The 15,682-nt window shown below is 68.6% G+C and carries 15 protein-coding genes; 9 read left to right on the top strand and 6 right to left on the bottom strand.

What is annotated here, in order from left to right:
• The first annotated feature begins 67 nt into the window (after positions 1–67).
• Complete coding sequence (locus tag NA8_RS23910) at positions 68–661, top strand: TetR/AcrR family transcriptional regulator (RefSeq protein WP_063052590.1); 594 nt, start codon at positions 68–70, stop codon at positions 659–661.
• On the opposite strand, the gene NA8_RS23905 is transcribed toward NA8_RS23910, so the two are convergent.
• Together NA8_RS23905 and NA8_RS23900 are read right to left on the bottom strand one after the other, a co-directional pair.
• A complete protein-coding gene (locus NA8_RS23905) occupies positions 658–1,551 on the bottom strand; it encodes an Abi-alpha family protein (protein ID WP_063052589.1) in 894 nt (297 codons plus the stop codon). The two genes, NA8_RS23910 and NA8_RS23905, sit on opposite strands and share 4 nt — an antisense overlap.
• Positions 1,542–2,864, bottom strand: a complete 1,323-nt coding sequence (locus NA8_RS23900) for a DUF445 domain-containing protein (protein ID WP_084467055.1) — start codon at positions 2,862–2,864, stop codon at positions 1,542–1,544. The genes NA8_RS23905 and NA8_RS23900 overlap by 10 nt, the downstream gene beginning before the upstream one ends.
• Positions 2,865–3,057: 193 nt before the next feature.
• On the opposite strand from NA8_RS23900, the gene NA8_RS35280 reads away from it, so the two are divergent.
• Together NA8_RS35280 and NA8_RS23890 are read left to right on the top strand one after the other, a co-directional pair.
• Complete coding sequence (locus NA8_RS35280) at positions 3,058–3,936, top strand: Abi-alpha family protein (protein WP_084467046.1); 879 nt, start codon at positions 3,058–3,060, stop codon at positions 3,934–3,936.
• A 441-nt stretch (positions 3,937–4,377) separates the two neighbouring features.
• On the top strand, positions 4,378–4,905 hold the full coding sequence (locus NA8_RS23890; RefSeq protein WP_157106885.1) for a nuclear transport factor 2 family protein: 528 nt from the start codon (positions 4,378–4,380) through the stop codon (positions 4,903–4,905).
• A 1-nt stretch (position 4,906) separates the two neighbouring features.
• Here the strand turns inward: NA8_RS23890 and NA8_RS23885 are convergent, their stop codons facing one another.
• Complete coding sequence (locus tag NA8_RS23885; protein WP_063052588.1) at positions 4,907–6,550, bottom strand: peptide chain release factor 3; 1,644 nt, start codon at positions 6,548–6,550, stop codon at positions 4,907–4,909.
• A 304-nt stretch (positions 6,551–6,854) separates the two neighbouring features.
• On the opposite strand from NA8_RS23885, the gene NA8_RS23880 reads away from it, so the two are divergent.
• From NA8_RS23880 to NA8_RS23865, 4 genes are all read left to right on the top strand, one after another.
• Positions 6,855–7,457 carry a 50S ribosomal protein L25/general stress protein Ctc gene (locus NA8_RS23880; RefSeq protein WP_063052587.1) on the top strand — a complete coding sequence of 201 codons (603 nt, stop codon included), beginning with the start codon at positions 6,855–6,857 and terminating at the stop codon, positions 7,455–7,457.
• On the top strand, positions 7,450–8,037 hold the full coding sequence (gene pth, locus NA8_RS23875; RefSeq protein ID WP_063052586.1) for an aminoacyl-tRNA hydrolase: 588 nt from the start codon (positions 7,450–7,452) through the stop codon (positions 8,035–8,037). The genes NA8_RS23880 and pth overlap by 8 nt, the downstream gene beginning before the upstream one ends.
• Positions 8,038–8,432: 395 nt before the next feature.
• The gene (locus NA8_RS23870; RefSeq protein WP_063052585.1) at positions 8,433–9,179 is read left to right on the top strand and encodes an alpha/beta fold hydrolase; all 747 of its coding nucleotides are present in this window, start codon (positions 8,433–8,435) and stop codon (positions 9,177–9,179) included.
• Between the two features lie 169 nt (positions 9,180–9,348).
• Entirely contained in the window at positions 9,349–9,816 is a 468-nt protein-coding gene (locus NA8_RS23865; RefSeq protein ID WP_063052584.1) for a MarR family winged helix-turn-helix transcriptional regulator, read from the top strand.
• Positions 9,817–9,854: 38 nt separating this feature from the next.
• Here NA8_RS23865 and NA8_RS23860 read toward each other — a convergent pair whose 3' ends face one another.
• Together NA8_RS23860 and NA8_RS23855 are read right to left on the bottom strand one after the other, a co-directional pair.
• Positions 9,855–11,507, bottom strand: a complete 1,653-nt coding sequence (locus NA8_RS23860; protein ID WP_063052583.1) for a fatty acyl-AMP ligase — start codon at positions 11,505–11,507, stop codon at positions 9,855–9,857.
• A 97-nt stretch (positions 11,508–11,604) separates the two neighbouring features.
• Positions 11,605–12,264, bottom strand: coding sequence for a lysophospholipid acyltransferase family protein (locus NA8_RS23855; protein ID WP_063052582.1), 660 nt, complete (start codon positions 12,262–12,264; stop codon positions 11,605–11,607).
• A 105-nt stretch (positions 12,265–12,369) separates the two neighbouring features.
• Between NA8_RS23855 and NA8_RS23850 the strand changes: the two genes are divergently transcribed.
• A complete protein-coding gene (locus NA8_RS23850) occupies positions 12,370–12,924 on the top strand; it encodes a TetR/AcrR family transcriptional regulator (RefSeq protein ID WP_063052581.1) in 555 nt (184 codons plus the stop codon).
• A gap of 21 nt (positions 12,925–12,945) precedes the next feature.
• Here NA8_RS23850 and NA8_RS23845 read toward each other — a convergent pair whose 3' ends face one another.
• Positions 12,946–14,136 carry an aminotransferase class V-fold PLP-dependent enzyme gene (locus tag NA8_RS23845; protein WP_063052627.1) on the bottom strand — a complete coding sequence of 397 codons (1,191 nt, stop codon included), beginning with the start codon at positions 14,134–14,136 and terminating at the stop codon, positions 12,946–12,948.
• Positions 14,137–14,312: 176 nt separating this feature from the next.
• Between NA8_RS23845 and egtA the strand changes: the two genes are divergently transcribed.
• Positions 14,313–15,653: an ergothioneine biosynthesis glutamate--cysteine ligase EgtA gene (egtA, locus tag NA8_RS23840; protein ID WP_063052580.1), complete on the top strand. Its 1,341-nt coding sequence runs from the start codon at positions 14,313–14,315 to the stop codon at positions 15,651–15,653.
• Positions 15,654–15,682 lie beyond the last annotated feature (29 nt).

The following is a 15,682-nucleotide window of genomic DNA, read 5'->3' as shown; positions in this document are numbered from 1 at the left end:
CTTTCTCTAGCGGTCACTACAGAAAGAAAGGTACCACATTATCTAGTGACCGCTATAGAATGGCGGCATGAGTACCACGACCCGTGGACGGCCCCGATCCTTCGACCGGGACGCGGCGCTGGAGAAGGCCATGCGGCTGTTCTGGGAACGCGGGTACGAGGCCACCTCGATCGGCGACCTGACCGCGGCGATGGGTATCGGTGCGCCCAGCCTGTACGCGGCGTTCGGGGACAAGAAGACGTTGTTCGCCGAGGTCGTCGCGAAATTCGGCGCGCGCTACGGCGGATTCGTCACGCGGGCGCTCGCCGAGGAGGGCACCGCCGACGCGGCGGTCCGGCGCATCCTGCGCGAGGCCGCGGCCGAGTACACCCGGCCGGAGTGCCCGCACGGCTGTCTGGTGATCAGCGCGGGCGTCAATACCACGAGCGCCGAGATCGCCGATTTCCTGCGCGACATGCGCAATCGGAACATCGACGCGTTCGCCGAGCGCATCCAGGCCGACATCGACGCGGGCGTGCTGTCGCCTCACCTGGACGCGCGCACGCTGGCCCGCTATGTCGGCACGGTGATGCAGGGAATGTCGCAAGCGGCGCGGGACGGCGCGAGCCGGGCCGAACTGGAGCGGGTGGCCGAGCTGGCGCTGCGCGGGTGGGAACCCTAGTGCCCCGAGGCGCGTCCGTCCTGCACCACCACGGGCAGGCAGGTGCGCACGAAATCCGCGCCGAAGTCGGTCAGCACCACGCTGCGGTAGATCACCTTGGTGCCGAAGCCGGACCGCTTCAGCATCTCCCGCACCGGTGACTGCGCCTCCAGCAGCTGATACCGGTTCGGATTGCCGACCGGCTCGCGCGCGTGCTCGACAAGTCCCAGTCTGCGCAGGTTGGTCAGGTACTGCTGGATCCGGTTGGGGAAGCGCAGGCCGGCGTGCTCGCCGATCAGGGTGAGCATCGAGCCGAGGCGTTCGGAGCCGAGCGCGCGCGGGCGTCCGGTGCGGATGTCGATCGAGGGCTGCGGCCCGTCCAGATGCAGGAAACGCAGGATGCGCGCCTCGTCGGGAGTCAGCTCGGCGAGCATGCCCGCGAAGGCCGGATGGTTGTCGTCCTCGCCGTGCGGGCTCGCCGACAACCGCAGCAGCGCGGCGCCCTGCTCGCGCAGCGTCGGTACGGCGTCCTGCGCCGGCGGTTGCGCGGCCGCGGTCAGGCCGAGCGCTTTGCGCATCGCGTCACGGACTTCGGACTCCGCCTCGGCCAGCACTTCTCGCGGCGGCGCCCCCTCGATGCTGCGCCGCACGACGGTCGAGGTGACGTCGACCGCGGTGCCGACTCCCCAGGAGGTCACCCCGGTGACGGCGGTCCACGCGACCCGTGCCACGCCCGTCGCGGCACGCACGGTGGCCACGGGAACCGTGACCCGTCTTGGTAATTCGTCGGTGCGAGCGATGTCCGAAGCCGGCCGCCGGGCGATCTCCTGCGATGGCCCGGCATTCGCCGCCGTCGCGTCGAGGTGCTCGACGGCCTCGGGATCGCCGTCGTCCGGACTCGCTACAGCCATGATGTCGCCACTCCCGTTCCGAAGATCAGGATATGAGCGTATCCGGCGAAGAGCCCCAGCACGCCGCCATGGACGAAAAGGAGCCATTCATCCTGCTTGATGGCCGCGCGAAGCATGTCGACGAAGTCCGGCGGCGACAACATCGCCATCTGCCTGGCGATATATTCGTTGATCTGCCTGCCCTGGCGGACATTGAACTCCGGGTCGGCGAACGCGATCGGCGCGATGGACATGGCTTCGTTGGTGAAGGTCGATTGCAGCGAGTCGTATTCACGGCTGCCGAGCATGAACTTGACCGCCGGGCGCGCGGGGCCGAGCGCGCGGTCGGCGGCCGGGCGCAGCGTGTCCTCCAGCATCTGCATGGTGCGGTCCGAGCGCGGGCCGTTGAGCAACTCGTCGCCGATATTCGCCACGGTGATCACCTGGCTGGAAACCAATTCCGCGTATCCGTCGGTGATTTCGGACTTGCGTTTGATCAGCAGGCCCTGCCGCCACGGGACCCACCACTTCGGATATGCGGGCGCGAAGATCATATTGATGCCGATCCAGTTGACCACCCAGCCGATGATCACGCCGCCGATCGGCAGCACGACCAGGCTGGACCAGCCGGTCAGATGCAGGACGACGACCAGCAGCACGCCCATCGGCGCGCCGAAGTAGAAACCGAAGTTCTGCATGAATCGCAGTTCCTTCGCGCCGAGCACTTGGAACAGCGTGTTGAGCAGATGCGGCCGGGCCTGGAAGTAGCGGATCACCATCTGCTTCACATCGAGCAGCTGATCGATATTCGCGCCCAATTCCTCGGTCAGCTCGCGCAGGATCTCCGGCAGCTGCTGGCGCACCCTGGCATGCACCATGTCGCGCACCTGGGCGGGCAGGTTGTACCAGAGCTGAGGATGCTCGCGGCGCAGGATGTCCTCGACGATGTCCTTGATCTGCGCGTCGGCGATGCTGGTGAGATGCTCGGCGAGCTTGTCCGGCTCGAGCTCCCGGTAGAAGTCGGCTACGCTGCCGAGTTTGGCCAAGCCCTTGTCGACCGCGATGCTGGCCATCTTGTCGGCGCGCGACGGGACGATGCCCTGCCACCCGAACCGGCCGTCATAGCTGAGCAGCGGGAGGACCTGAATTCGCTTGGGCAGGAATGGATACAGTGCGCGCAGGCCGGGAACTCGGACGCCGTGGAAGGCGACCGGCTTGAACAGCATGAGCACGCCGGTCCAGTTGGTGATGTAGCCGATCACGCCGGTGAAAAGCGGTATGGTCACGAGCTCGAGGAGGATCGTGGGGTGGATTCCGAAAACACTCTCTAACACGACACCCTCCTGCCGATACACCGGTGATCGCCGCCTCACCGGCACCCAAAACTAGCACCCCCTCCTCGAAGAAACCCTATTGCGCGCCGCGTGCCGGTCGCACTGTCCGAGTCAGGCGGTGCGAATGACCCGCGACACAAGGGGAAGTAATCTGTGGAGCGGATTCGTTCCCCCCGGCGATATCGGAGAAAACGTGGCAGACGACAGGACCGGACAGGACGTGGCCCGGCCAGGTTCCCGCGCCGTCGAGCGCAGTTCGGATGTCGAACAGCGGCAGATCAGCAATGAGGCACGGCTGATTCGCGGCGTGTTCCGCGCGGCCGGAGTGGCAGCGGGCACCGTCGTGCGCGGAAGCCAATGGGCGGTCGGCACGACCTACGAGGTCACCAGGGAGATCACCCAGGCCGCACTGGACGGGGAGTCCTCGGCCGAGATCGCCGAGCGGACCGGAAACGCGTTGCGTTCCATCGCCCGCAGCGCGCTCGGCGTCACCGAAGGTTCGGTCCGGGAGATCGTCAGCTACGTCCCGACCTCCAACGGCCCCACCTCGCAGCAGCCGCTCACCGTCGGCCCCTACCTGCGCTCGGCGAGCACCGAGGAATTGCGCCGCCGCGGCGACGCGCTGCTGGCCAGGTCGGCCGACGTCTACTTCACCGAGGACGTGCACCCGGCCTACGACCGCATCCTCGACGAACTCGCTCCCGACGAGGCGCGCATCCTGCGCTTCATGGCGCTCAACGGCCCGCAGCCGTCGGTCGACGTGCGCACCAACCGGCCGCTGGGGATCGGCTCGGAACTGGTGCAGGGCGATCTCACCTCGGTGCCCGAGCAGGCCGGCGTGCGCTACCCCGACCGCGCGCGTTCCTACCTGATCAATCTCAACCGCCTCGGGCTGACGCTGACCTCGGACGATCCGGTGGTGCTGAGCCGGTACATGGTGCTCGAGGTGCAGCCCGTGGTGGAGGCGGCGCTGAAGAAGGCGGGCCGGGCGCCGAAGATCGTCCGCAAGAGTCTCCGGCTGACCGAGTTCGGCGAGGACTTCTGCCGTACCTGTTTCACCATCGGAAGTTGACCCCGAAGTTGATCTTGACTGGAATGTTCCGCTCGCCGTGATAGCAATCTGATACAACCCTCCCAATCCGGCACTCGGGATGGGATTGTTGAGGGTATGGATCAGCGAACCGGCGGGCAGGGGCGCGGCGACCCAGGTTTGGGCATCGCTGGGCAAGTGCGTAACGACCGGGGCACGGGCTCCGGTGGGCCGCAGCGCGACGACCTGGGATTTCCCCCGGGCGGTCAGGAGCGCGGCGGGGTGGACATCGATTCCGGCACGGAGCCGGAGGAACGAGATTTCGACCCGGTCGGTGCGGGTCCGAACCGCGGCAGGCGGGCGACCAGCGCCGTTGAAGGGGATGCGGACGCCGATGACCGGCTGCCCTTCGACGCGGGAACCATCGACTTCGGCCAGGTGCGCGACGATCCGCGGGCCGGCCGGGGCCGCGACGAGCGGGAGCTGGACGACGTCTCGGCGATCTCCCGGCTGAAGTACCGGTACCTGCGCACCCTCGACACCAAATCCTGGGAAGACTTCGCCGACACCATGGTGCCCGAGGCGACCGCGACCTACAGCGAATATCTGCAGTTCGAATCGCGCGAGGCGTTCATCGCGTTCATGCGCAACACCCTCGGGCCGCACGTGATCACCGAGCACCGCTGTGACCACCCGGAGATCGATGTGGACGGCGACACCGCGACCGGCACGTGGTACCTCGCCGACACGGTCCTCATTCCGGGCCACAACATGCTGCTGCGCGGCGCGGCCTTCTACACCGACCGCTACGTCCGCTGCGACGACGGCCGCTGGCGGATCTCGCACACCGGCTACGAACGCACCTACGAAGTGGTGCTCTCCCTCAGCGACCTGCCCAGCTTGCGGCTGACCTCGAGCCGCTGGGGCCTGATCGCGAAAGAAGACGGCATCTCTTCGATCGAACGCGACCCCGGCGTCCCGCCGATGCGGCCGGAGTCCGAGGTCGGCTGACTCAGTCGGCGGTGGCCACCAGGGGCTCCAACGTGAGCGCCGGGTGCTCCTTCTCGATGTATTGCAGCCGCCACTTATCGCTGAACAGCGCGAGCAGCGCACCGTCTGAGCGAGTGAAGACCTCCACCCCGCGCTGCCGCCCGAGTTCGTCCGCCGACGCGGCATCGGTGCGCCGGGCCAGCGTGTAGCCGAGGTGCTCCATCGTGGTCTCGACGTTGAACTCCGTGAGCATGCGCGCGGTCACCACTTCGAACTGCATCGGGCCGACGGCCGCCAGGACCGGAGCGGCGTCGCCGCGGATGTCGTTGCGCAGCACCTGCACGACGCCCTCGGAGTCGAGCTGGTCCATCGCCTTGCGGAACTGCTTGTACTTGCCCGCGCTACGGGCCCGCAGCACGGCGAAATGCTCCGGTGCGAACGACGGGATCGGCGGGAACTCCACCTTCTTGTCCACGAACAGCGTGTGCCCTGGAGCCAGCGCCGTCGCGTTGACCAGGCCCACGACGTCACCGGGGTAGGCGGTGTCGACGGTCGCGCGTTCGCGGCCGAACACGGTCAGCGCGTACTTGGTGGCGAACGGCCGCCCGGTCTGCGCGTGGGTGACCACCATGCCGCGTTCGAACTCGCCCGACACGATCCGCATGAACGCGAGCCGGTCCCGGTGGGCGGCGTCCATGCCCGCCTGCACCTTGAACACCACCGCGCTGAACGGGTCGCCGGTCTCGCGGGGCTTGCCCTCGACATCGCGCCGCGGACCCGGAGCGGGCGCCAGCGCCACCAGGGTCTCCAGCAGCTGCCGCACGCCGAAGTTCAGCATCGCGGAGGCGTAGATGACCGGTGAGGTCTGCCCGGCCAGGAACAACTCCTGGTCGTGGTCCTGGCCGGTGGCCGAGAGCAGTTCGCTCTCCTCCGCGGCGGTGGTCCACGGCTCGCCTTCGCGCGCCGCGGCGGCCTCCGGAGTCAGCGACTCCTCCGGCGCGATGGTCGCGCCGCCCGCGGTGCGGGTGAAGTGGATGTATTCCAGCGCCGCGCCGTCCGGGCCGCGGCGCAGCAGGCCGCGGAAGTCTCCCGCGATACCGACCGGGAGGAACAGCGGGGTGGGTGTGAGGCCGATCCGCTCGTCGATCTCGTCGAGCAGCTCCAGCGGAGCCCGGCCCGGCCGGTCCCACTTGTTGATCACGGTGATCACCGGGATGCCGCGGTGGCGGCAGACCTGGAACAGCTTCAGCGTCTGCGGCTCCAGGCCCTTGGCGGCGTCGATCAGCATCACCGCGGCGTCGACGGCGGTGAGTACCCGGTAGGTGTCCTCGGAGAAATCGGAGTGGCCGGGGGTGTCCACCAGGTTGATGACGCTGTCGACCTCGGACCCCGCGGCGCGGTAGTTGAACTGCAGCGCGGTCGAGCTGACCGAGATGCCACGCGCCTTCTCCATCTCCATCCAGTCCGAGACGGTGGACTTGCGCCCGGCCTTGCCGTGGATCGCGCCTGCCTCGGAGATCATCCTGGCGTGCAGGGCGAGTGCCTCGGTGAGCGTGGACTTGCCCGCGTCGGGGTGGGAGATCACCGCGAACGTGCGCCGGCGGGCTACCTCGGCGGACAGCCCGCGGGGTGCGGGCGCGACAACACCCTCAGGGGAGGCGCTCAACGCAAGACAACCTTTCGCAGACGACCGATCGGCAACCACGCCAGCGTACGCGACTCGCTCGAGCGTGAGCCGAACCGCCGGTGACCACCCGATTCAAAGAGCGTCTCTGCGCTGGGGTATGGTGTTCGGGTTGTCTCGGCGAGGGTGACCGCAGACCAGTTTTGCGACACCGTGATCGACGCGGCTCGGCTTCCGGCCGTCCTCGTTCGGTCTTCGCCCCGACGAGTAGACCACCCCCGTCAGGTGTGCGGAACCCCTGACGTGTAACTGACAGCCCGGAAGAGCCGTAGGAGTAGATCCAGTCATGTCCGACGTCAACCTTCTCGAAGCATCCGTACGTACCGAGTTCGGCAAGGGCGCAGCCCGCCGTACCCGTCGTGCGGGCAACGTCCCGGCCGTGCTGTACGGCCACCAGGCCGACCCGCAGCACCTGTCGGTGAACGCCCAGGCCTTCGCCGCCATCCTGCGTGAGCACGGCACCAACGCGGTGCTGAACCTCGTCATCGACGGCCAGAAGCAGCTCGCGCTGACCAAGTCCGTGGTGGTGCACCCGATCCGCCGCTACATCGAGCACGCCGACCTGCTGATCATCAAGCGCGGCGAGAAGGTCACCGCCGACGTGAACGTCACCGTCGCCGGCGACGCCGCCCCCGGCACCCTGGTTACCCAGGAAGCCACCACCGTCTCCGTCCTGGCCGACGCGATGAAGCTGCCCGAGGCCATCGAGGTCTCCGTCGAGGGCGTCGAGGCGGGTACCCAGATCACCGCCGGCGAGCTGCAGCTGCCCTCGGGCGTCGAGCTGGCCGCCGATGCGGAGACCCTGATCGTCAACGTGATCGCCGCCCCGGCCGCCGAGCCCGTCGAGGGCGAGGAGACGGCCGAGGCCGAGGGCGAGAGCGCTGAGTAACAGCGCACCGTCCGCCGGGCCCGCGCTCGTCGTCGGACTGGGCAACCCCGGTCCCGAATACGAGCGCACCCGGCACAATGTGGGTTTCCTGGTCGCCGACGTGCTCGCCGAGCGCGTCGGCGGCCGTTTCGGTGTGCACAAGAAATCCGGCGCCGACCTGCTGCAGGCGCGGCTGGACGGGCGCCAGGTGCTGATCGCGAAGCCACGGTCGTTCATGAACCTGTCCGGGCGGCCGGTGGCCGTGCTGGCGAAGTTCTTCTCCGTGCCGCCCACCGAGGTGATCGTGGTGCACGACGAACTCGATCTGCCGTTCGGCGCTATCCGGCTCAAGCGTGGCGGCGGTGAGGGCGGGCACAACGGTCTCCGCTCCGTCTCCAGCGCCCTGACCACCAAGGACTACCTGCGCACCCGCATCGGCATCGGCCGCCCGCCGGGCCGCCAGGATCCGGCCGACTATGTGCTGAAGCCGTTCTCCGCGCCGGAGCGCAAAGAGGTCCCGGTGATCGTCGAGCAGGCCGCCGACGCGGTGGAGCTGCTGCTGCGCGTGGGTCTGGAGACCGCGCAGAATCAATTGCACTGATTCGCAAGCATTTCGACGCTTGGAGCGGGTCACCTCTCGTCGAAGCGGGGCAATGGCGCGGCGATTCCGCGCGCCCGTCGGCGTCCTCAGGGCTTTCTCGGCCCTTTTCGGCAGCAAGGTTTCGATACCTCGCGATAATCCTCGGCTCGAAACACCCGGGCGGCCGCTTCGATGGCAGCGGTCGGTGGGGAGAGAGCTTCCGTTCGGCCGAGCGTCGGCAACGCATCAATGGGGACGCATGGGGCGTCCACCGCGTCGGTCCGTGGGCGCAGCATACACTATTGCGTGACGTGTAATCAGATTACAGAACATTGATTCTCGCTCGTGTCGAATCCCGAGTGTGACTCCGCTCACCAATTAGATTACACGACATGTATGTCATGTAATCTAATCCCATGAGTAATCCAACCCTCGTTTTCGTTCCCTGTTTCTCCGGCGCCCCCTGGGACCTCGAACAGCTCGCCCCGCTGGCCGGTCGGCCCATGCGCACGATGCGGCTGCCCGAGGGCGTGGCGGACATGGAGAGCTATGCCGACGCGGTCGCCGCCGAAGTGGCGGATCTGGACGAGTACGTGCTGATCGGCGACTCCTTCGGCGCCAATGTCGCTTTGGCGCTCGCGGTGCGCCGGCCGCACGGCCTACACGGCTTGGTGCTGTCGGGCGGATTCGCGGCCAATCCCCTCTCGTCGCCTGCGCTGAAGGCGGCGATGCGCGTGATGGGGAAGATGCGCGGTCCGCTCTACCGGCAGGTGACGCTGCGCGCTCATGCGCACAATCTGGCCTCCCCGCATGACAACGAAGGGCAAGTGCCCTGGAGTGAAGGCCATAGCCGCCGCCTTTTCCTGGACAACACGCCCGCCTCCTCGTTCGGCGCCCGCACGGTCGCGGCATTGAACGCCGACTACACCGCTCGCCTCGGGCAGGTCGCGGTGCCGACGCTGATCTTGACTCCTTCGCACGACGTGCTGATCGGTCCGGAAGCCGCGACGATCCTGCGCGAAGGCATCCCAAATGCCCGCGAGGTCGTCTTGGACCGCACCGGACACATGTTCCGCTTCACTCATCCGCGAACCTACGCGCAGACCGTCGAGGAGTTCCTCCAGGATGTCCGCCTGACGCGGCCGAGTCACACGCCCGCGTGACCCGGAGGGATGGGTAATGGTCTGCGCCGACGCGGCACTACCCGGTCGAGGCGGGAGGTGACGCAGACACCGGCGAGCGCTGTCTTCCGGGGCCGGTCCCCGCCGCCGAGTGCCGTGTGATCCGATTACACGGCATCAATACACCCAATCACTTGTGAGGAGCCTTTCGATGCGGCCGGCCGAAGAATTGCGTTACCTCGTGTTGGCTGTCCAGCGAGAAGGCAATCGAATGCTCGCCGCGGAACTGCGGCCTCTCGGGCTGACTCCCTCGCAGGCCGAAGTTCTGCGGGTGCTGGCCGATCATCAACCCCTGACTCTCGCCGGGCTCGGGGAGCTTTTGGTCTGCGAGACCGGCGGAAGTCCCAGCAGGCTGGTCGATCGCCTCGTCGCCATGGACCTCGTCGAGCGCGAATCCGCGACGGACGATCGCAGGCGAGTCACGCTCGCGCTGACGCCGGCCGGAGAGCGGCTCTCCGCCCGCGTCGCCGAGGTCGAAGAGCGCTTGTATCGGACGATTGATGAGCTGACAGCAGGCAAACCGATGACTGGAACACTCGAGCTACTGCGCGGTTTCGCCGACCGATTCCCGGCGGTCCAAGCCGTCGGACGTCGTGCTGCTCGTCGTGGCAACCGCTGAGAAGTCGGTCGGCGATCGCCGGTGACGGATGGACAGTCTCATCCGCGCGGCAGATGGATCGCGGTCGCGGCCCTGCGCAATTTACCGGAGGAGGTCTTCGGCAGTGCGCCGGGGCCGAGCACGGTGACGGTGCGTGGCCGGGCCCCTACCTCCGCGAACACCGAATGCACGATCTCGCGCTCGATGCGCTTGACCTCCTCGGGGTTCTGGTGGCTGCCGCTCTCCACCACCACGGCGAAACTCTCCCGCTTCTGGCCGGCGTCCAGGCGCACCGCCACCGCGTTGCCGGGACGCACGCCGCTCACCCTGGTCGCGGCGCGCTCGATGTCGGTGGGGTAGATGTTGCGGCCGCCCATGATGATCACGTCCTTCATCCGGCCGCACACCACGATCAGCCCCTCGTCGGTGAAGTAGCCGATGTCGCCGGTGTCCAGCCAGCCCTCGTCGTCCTGGGCCGGTTGGAATCCGTCCACCGTCACATACCCGGAAGTGACCGCGGGACCGCGCAATTCGATCACGCCCACCGACCGAGTAGGCAGCGGCTGACGTTCGCTGTCGACGATCCGGCCCTCCAGATGGTCGACCAGATAGCCGAGGGTGGGCAATCTGCGGATGTTGGCGGGCTGGCCGTGCTCCTCCGGCACCGGCACCGCCTTGCCGATCGCTTCGAGCAGATCGGCATCGATCACGTCGAGCACCTGTCCGTGACCGGCGTCGGGGATCGACACGGCGAGCGTGGTCTCGGCCATGCCGTAGACCGGGGTGAGCGCCATCGGGTTGAGCCCGAATCGTTTCCCGGCGGCGGCCAAGGCGTCCATGGTGTCCGGGTCCACCGGTTCGGCGCCGTTCCACATGTAGCGCACGCTGCTGAGGTCGAACGCGCCGTCGTCGGCCTGCCGCAGCCGCCGGGCAAGCAGCGAATACGCGAAATTCGGCGCGGCGGTGACGGTTCCGCGGTACTTGCTGATCAGCTCGGCCCACACCAGCGGCCTGGTGAGGAAGTCCAGCGGCGTCACGCACACCACTTCGGCGCCGAATTGCATAGGGACGCTGAGGAACCCGACCATGCCCATGTCGTGGAACAGGGGCAGCCAGCTGACCATCACGTCGTCGTCGAGCTGGAATTTCACCCGGTCGAACATGGCGTGGGCGTTGACGAAGAAGTTCTCGTGCGTGATCCGGACCGCTTTGGGGGAGCCGGTGGAACCGGAGGTCAACTGCTGCAAGGCGATATCGCCCTCGGCGGTGGGCACCGGGTCGGTGTCGGGACCGTCGGGCAGTTGATCGATGCGCACCACGGTGATGCCGCGTTCGCGCAGCAGCGGCTCGGCCGCCTCGAACGGCGCGCCCAGCACGACCGCGCGCGCTTCGATCATGGTCAGCACGGTCTCGGTGTCGCGCGCCCAGACCACCAGATCGGTGCGCGGGGTCGGCTGGTGCAGCATGGTGATCGACGCGCCGCGCATCCAGACGGCCTGGCAGGCCGGGGCGATGTCGACCGGCATGCCCGCGAGCACGCCGACCGCGTCGCCGTGCCCGATGCCCGCTTCGGCCAGCCCGCCCGCCATGCGCCGGGCGATCCGGTGGATTTCGGCCCAGGTGCGCCGCAGCGGGGCGCTGGGCTCGCCGGTCACCAGTCCGCGCTCGGAGGTTCGCGCCGTGGCATACATTTCGTCGGTGAACCTGCTCAACGTTCATCTCCTAACCACCAGCTGTCGCCGGGAACCGGCCTCCCCCCACTATCCCGCCATCGCGGGGCGGCGTTAACCCCTTTTCCGGGGGCCCAGGTCACAGCGACGAGAAGGTGGCCGCGTAGCGATCGACATAGCACCGGCCCGAGCGCGCGGCGAGCTCGCGCATCAGCTCGTCGGTAGCGGCGCGCACCATGTGGCGCTGCTCGGCGGGCGGGTAGCGGCGCGGCGCCCCGAACTCGATGCGCACTTTGCCGAATCGCGGCAGACGACTGCCGCGTGGGTTCACCCGGTCGGTGCCGGAGAGCGTCACCGCAACGACCGGCGCGCCGGTGGCCATGGCGACCCGCAAGGTGCCGGTGCGGCCGCGGTAGACCCGGCCATCCGGTGAGCGGGTGCCCTCGGGATGGATCGCCCAGACCCCGCCTGCTTCCAGGATACGGGTGGCCGCCGCCAGTGCGCCCGCGGCCGCGTCGCCGCCTGTCCGGTCGACCGGCACCTGTCCGGAGGCCGAGTAGAACCACCGATTGAAACGGCCGCGCAGGCCCTTCCCGGTGAAGTACTCCTGTTTCGCCAGGAACGTCACGCGCCGGGGCACGACCAGCGCGAGGTAGAGCGAGTCGATCACGGCGAGGTGATTGGCCGCGATGATCACCGGCCCGGTGCGCGGGATGTTGTCCAGCCCCGCGACATCCGGCCTGCCGAGCAGCCGCAGCAGCGGACCGAGCAGCACGTACTTGAACAGCGAGTACCACATGAAGACCTCCGTAGACGAGCGCGTAGACATTGTCTACCGCATTGCGTAGACAGTGTCTATGTGCGGGAGTGTGGTTCTGTCGTGGCAGCCGTAGACAATGTCCGCATGGCCGAGAGCGAGACGCTGCGAGATCGACTGGTCGACGTCGGCGTCGATCTGCTCGAAGAGGTGGGCGCCGCGCACCTGGGGTTGCGGGCGATCACCCGGGCGGCTGGCGTCTCACACGGTGCGCCACGGCGCTACTTCCCGACCCACCGGGCACTGCTGGCCGCGATTGCCGCGCGGGGGTTCGCAGACCTCGCCGACCGGTTCACAGCGGTGGACACCGAGGCCGCGCGCGACCGTCTCGGGCGGATGAGCGCCGAATACATCGAGTTCGCCGCGCGGCGGCCCGAGATGTTCACCCTGATGTTCCGGCACGATCTGCTCGAAGGCTCCGGCGAGAATCTGCGGTCGGTCACCCTGCCGCTGTTCGCGCGGTTCGCCGAGCTGGTCGGCGCGGCGGCGGGCACGACCGATCCACGCGACCGCGCGATCACCCTGTGGACGAATCTGCACGGCATCGCCACCGCGCAGGCCAATCGCAGCCTGCGTCTGGTCGCCCCGGGCGCCGACGTCGATGCTCTGGTGGCCAGGGCGCTCGCGGTCCATCTGGCCTGAGTGTTGCGGGGCGCTCGCGGCTCAAGCGCGCAGTTCCGCCACCGCGGCCAAGAAGCGATCGAGCTCGTCGAAGCCGACGAAGCAGTGCGGCGAGGCGCGCACGACGGAGGCGAGGCCACGGCCGGTCATATCCAGCAGGGTCGAACCGGCGTGGCTGACCGTGACCGTGATGTCCTGCGCCAGCAGCCGGTCGCGCACCTCGACGGAGTCGACGCCGTCGACGGTGAACGAGACGATGCCGCTGTGCCGGAGACCGAGGTCGCGCACGGTCACCCCGGGAATCTCCGGCAGCGCCTTGCGCAGGTGTTCGGCGCGGGCCGCGATCGCGGCGTAGACGTCTTCCGGGCCCAGTTCGAGCAGGTATCGCACGGCAGCGCCCAGGCCGAGCCGGCCCGCGACGTCGCATTCCCAGAACTCGAAGCGGCTGGCATCGGGCGCGAGCCGGTAGTCGTGCGGGCCGGTCCATTGCGCGCCGTGCAGGTCGAGCCGGGCGGGTTCCATCGAGCGCGCCAACTCCGGCCGCAGGTAGAGAAAACCGGTGCCGCGCGGGCCGCGCAGCCACTTGCGACCGGTGGCCGACAAGGCGTCGACGCCGAGTTCGGCCACGTCCAGGGGCAGCTGTCCGGCGGACTGACAGGCGTCCAGCAGCACCAGCGCGCCGACCGAGTGCGCGATCCGCGTCGCCTCGGCGGCCGGGTTCACCAGCCCGCCGTTGGTCGGCGCGTGCAGCACCGACACCAGCTTGACCCGTTCGTCGATCAGCGCCGACAACGCGTCCAAGTCGATCTGCCCGGTGCCGTCGCTGGGAATCTTCTCCACCGTGGCGCCGGTGGCGCGGGCCCGTTGCAGGGCGGCGATGGCGTTGCTGGCGTAGTCCGCCTCGGAGACCAGGATTCGATCGCCCGCGGCGAGCGGTACCGAGTAGAAGAAGTCCGCCCAGGAGCGCGTGGCGCTGTCGCTGAGGGCGATGCTCTCGGGTGCGGCGTTGATCAGCGCGCCGATCGCGGTCTTGACGTCGGCCAGATCGCCGAGCCGTTCGTTCGCGGCGCGATAGCCGCCGATCTCGGCTTCCCTGTGCAGATGCGCGACGACGGTGTCGGTGACGACCCGAGGGGGCAGCGACGATCCGGCGCTGTCGAGGAAAACGGGTCCCGGTCCGGGCCCCGGAGCGCATCCGGGAGTGTCGGCTCGTACGCGATCGTCATCCAGCATGGAGCCGACCTTATCGGGTGGATTGTTCGGCTTCATGTCGGTTTCTTGTCGGCCTGCGTCGCTACGCTGGATGGATCGCCGCACGCGAAATTCGGCCGGGGAGTGGAATACCACCGCCCAGAATGGCGATAACCGAAGAGCAGCGGACTACGTCCCGGAGCCCACTGGAGGTTGGCATGGCGGTCACGCTCGAGAGTCCTGAGTCGGCCGGGTGTGCCACCGAGCAGGGAGAACTGTCCTCCCGCGCGGCGGCGGAAGCATATATCGGGGGGGTGTGTTTCAAGCTCGGGCCACCGGCGCTGATCGGCGCCGAACTCGAATGGCTCACGGTGCAGGGTGAGTGTTCGGCGTCGGGTCCTTCGGCCGCTCCGCGCCCCCAGCTGTCCGCCTTGGCGGATGCACTCGGACCGTACGCACCACGGTCCATCGCCCCCGATTCGCCGGCGCTCGCCTTGCCCGGGGGCAGCCGGGTCACTCTGGAACCCGGCGGTCAGATCGAACTCTCCAGCGCTCCCTACGGAGCTGCCGCGCAGCTGTGTGATCGGCTGCGTGATGATGCCCGCATGTTGCGGAAACTTCTCGAATCCCGGTCCATCCGCACCGTTTCCGTCGCCGCTGACCCGGACCGCCGCCCCAAACGCTTGCTTCAGCTGCCGCGCTATCGCGCGATGGAGCGCTCCTTCGGCGGCATCGGGCCGTTCGGCAAACTGATGATGTGCAATACCGCGGCCACCCAGGTCAGCGTCGACGCAGGGGCAGACCGCGCGGACGTCACCGCGCGCTGGAGCGCCCTGTACGCCGTCGGCCCGGCGCTGCTGGCCGCCTTCGCCTGTTCACCCGCCCTGCGTGGCGCGCCGCCGGGAACATGGGCGTCCCAGCGCATGCGGGCCTGGTTGCGGCTGGACAACACGCGCACCCGCCCGCCGGTGCTGGACTGGGCCGACCCGATCGCCGCGTACGGCAGATGGGCGCTGGACGTGCCGCTGCTGTGCGTGCGCCGACCGGACGGCGGCGCCGAGCGCGGTAACGGCGACTGCGCGGAATGGTCCGCACCGCCCGGTGCGACCTTCGCCGACTGGCTGTGCGGCGCGCTGGACGACGAGGTCGGCCGCCGCCCCGGCATCAGCGACCTCGACTATCACCTGACCACGCTGTTCCCGCCGGTGCGCGCCTCGGGCCACCTGGAGGTCCGCTACATCGACGCCCAGCCCGGCGACGCGTGGACCGTCCCGGTGCACGTGATCGACGCGCTCATGTCCAGCCCGGCGGTGGTCGCGGAGGCCGGCTCGATCGCCGCGCCGCTGGCCGGCCGCTGGGTCGATGCCGCCCGCTACGGATTGGCCGATCCGGATATCCGGGCCGCGGCGGTCGCCCTGCTACGCCTGGCGGCCGAGCACACCGCCACCGACGACGCGGCCCGCGCCGTGGAATCGGCCGCGAAACGATGTCGCCACGGTCGCACTCCGACCGAGGACGACACCGAGCACAGCCCGGAGCCCACGGAGACAGCCCTGTGACCAGCAGCCGACCGCATTTCCCCGACAGC

It is taken from the genome of Nocardia arthritidis NBRC 100137 (assembly GCF_001612765.1).
Lineage (GTDB): Bacteria > Actinomycetota > Actinomycetes > Mycobacteriales > Mycobacteriaceae > Nocardia > Nocardia arthritidis.
This window is presented reverse-complemented; position numbering and strand designations above follow the sequence as displayed.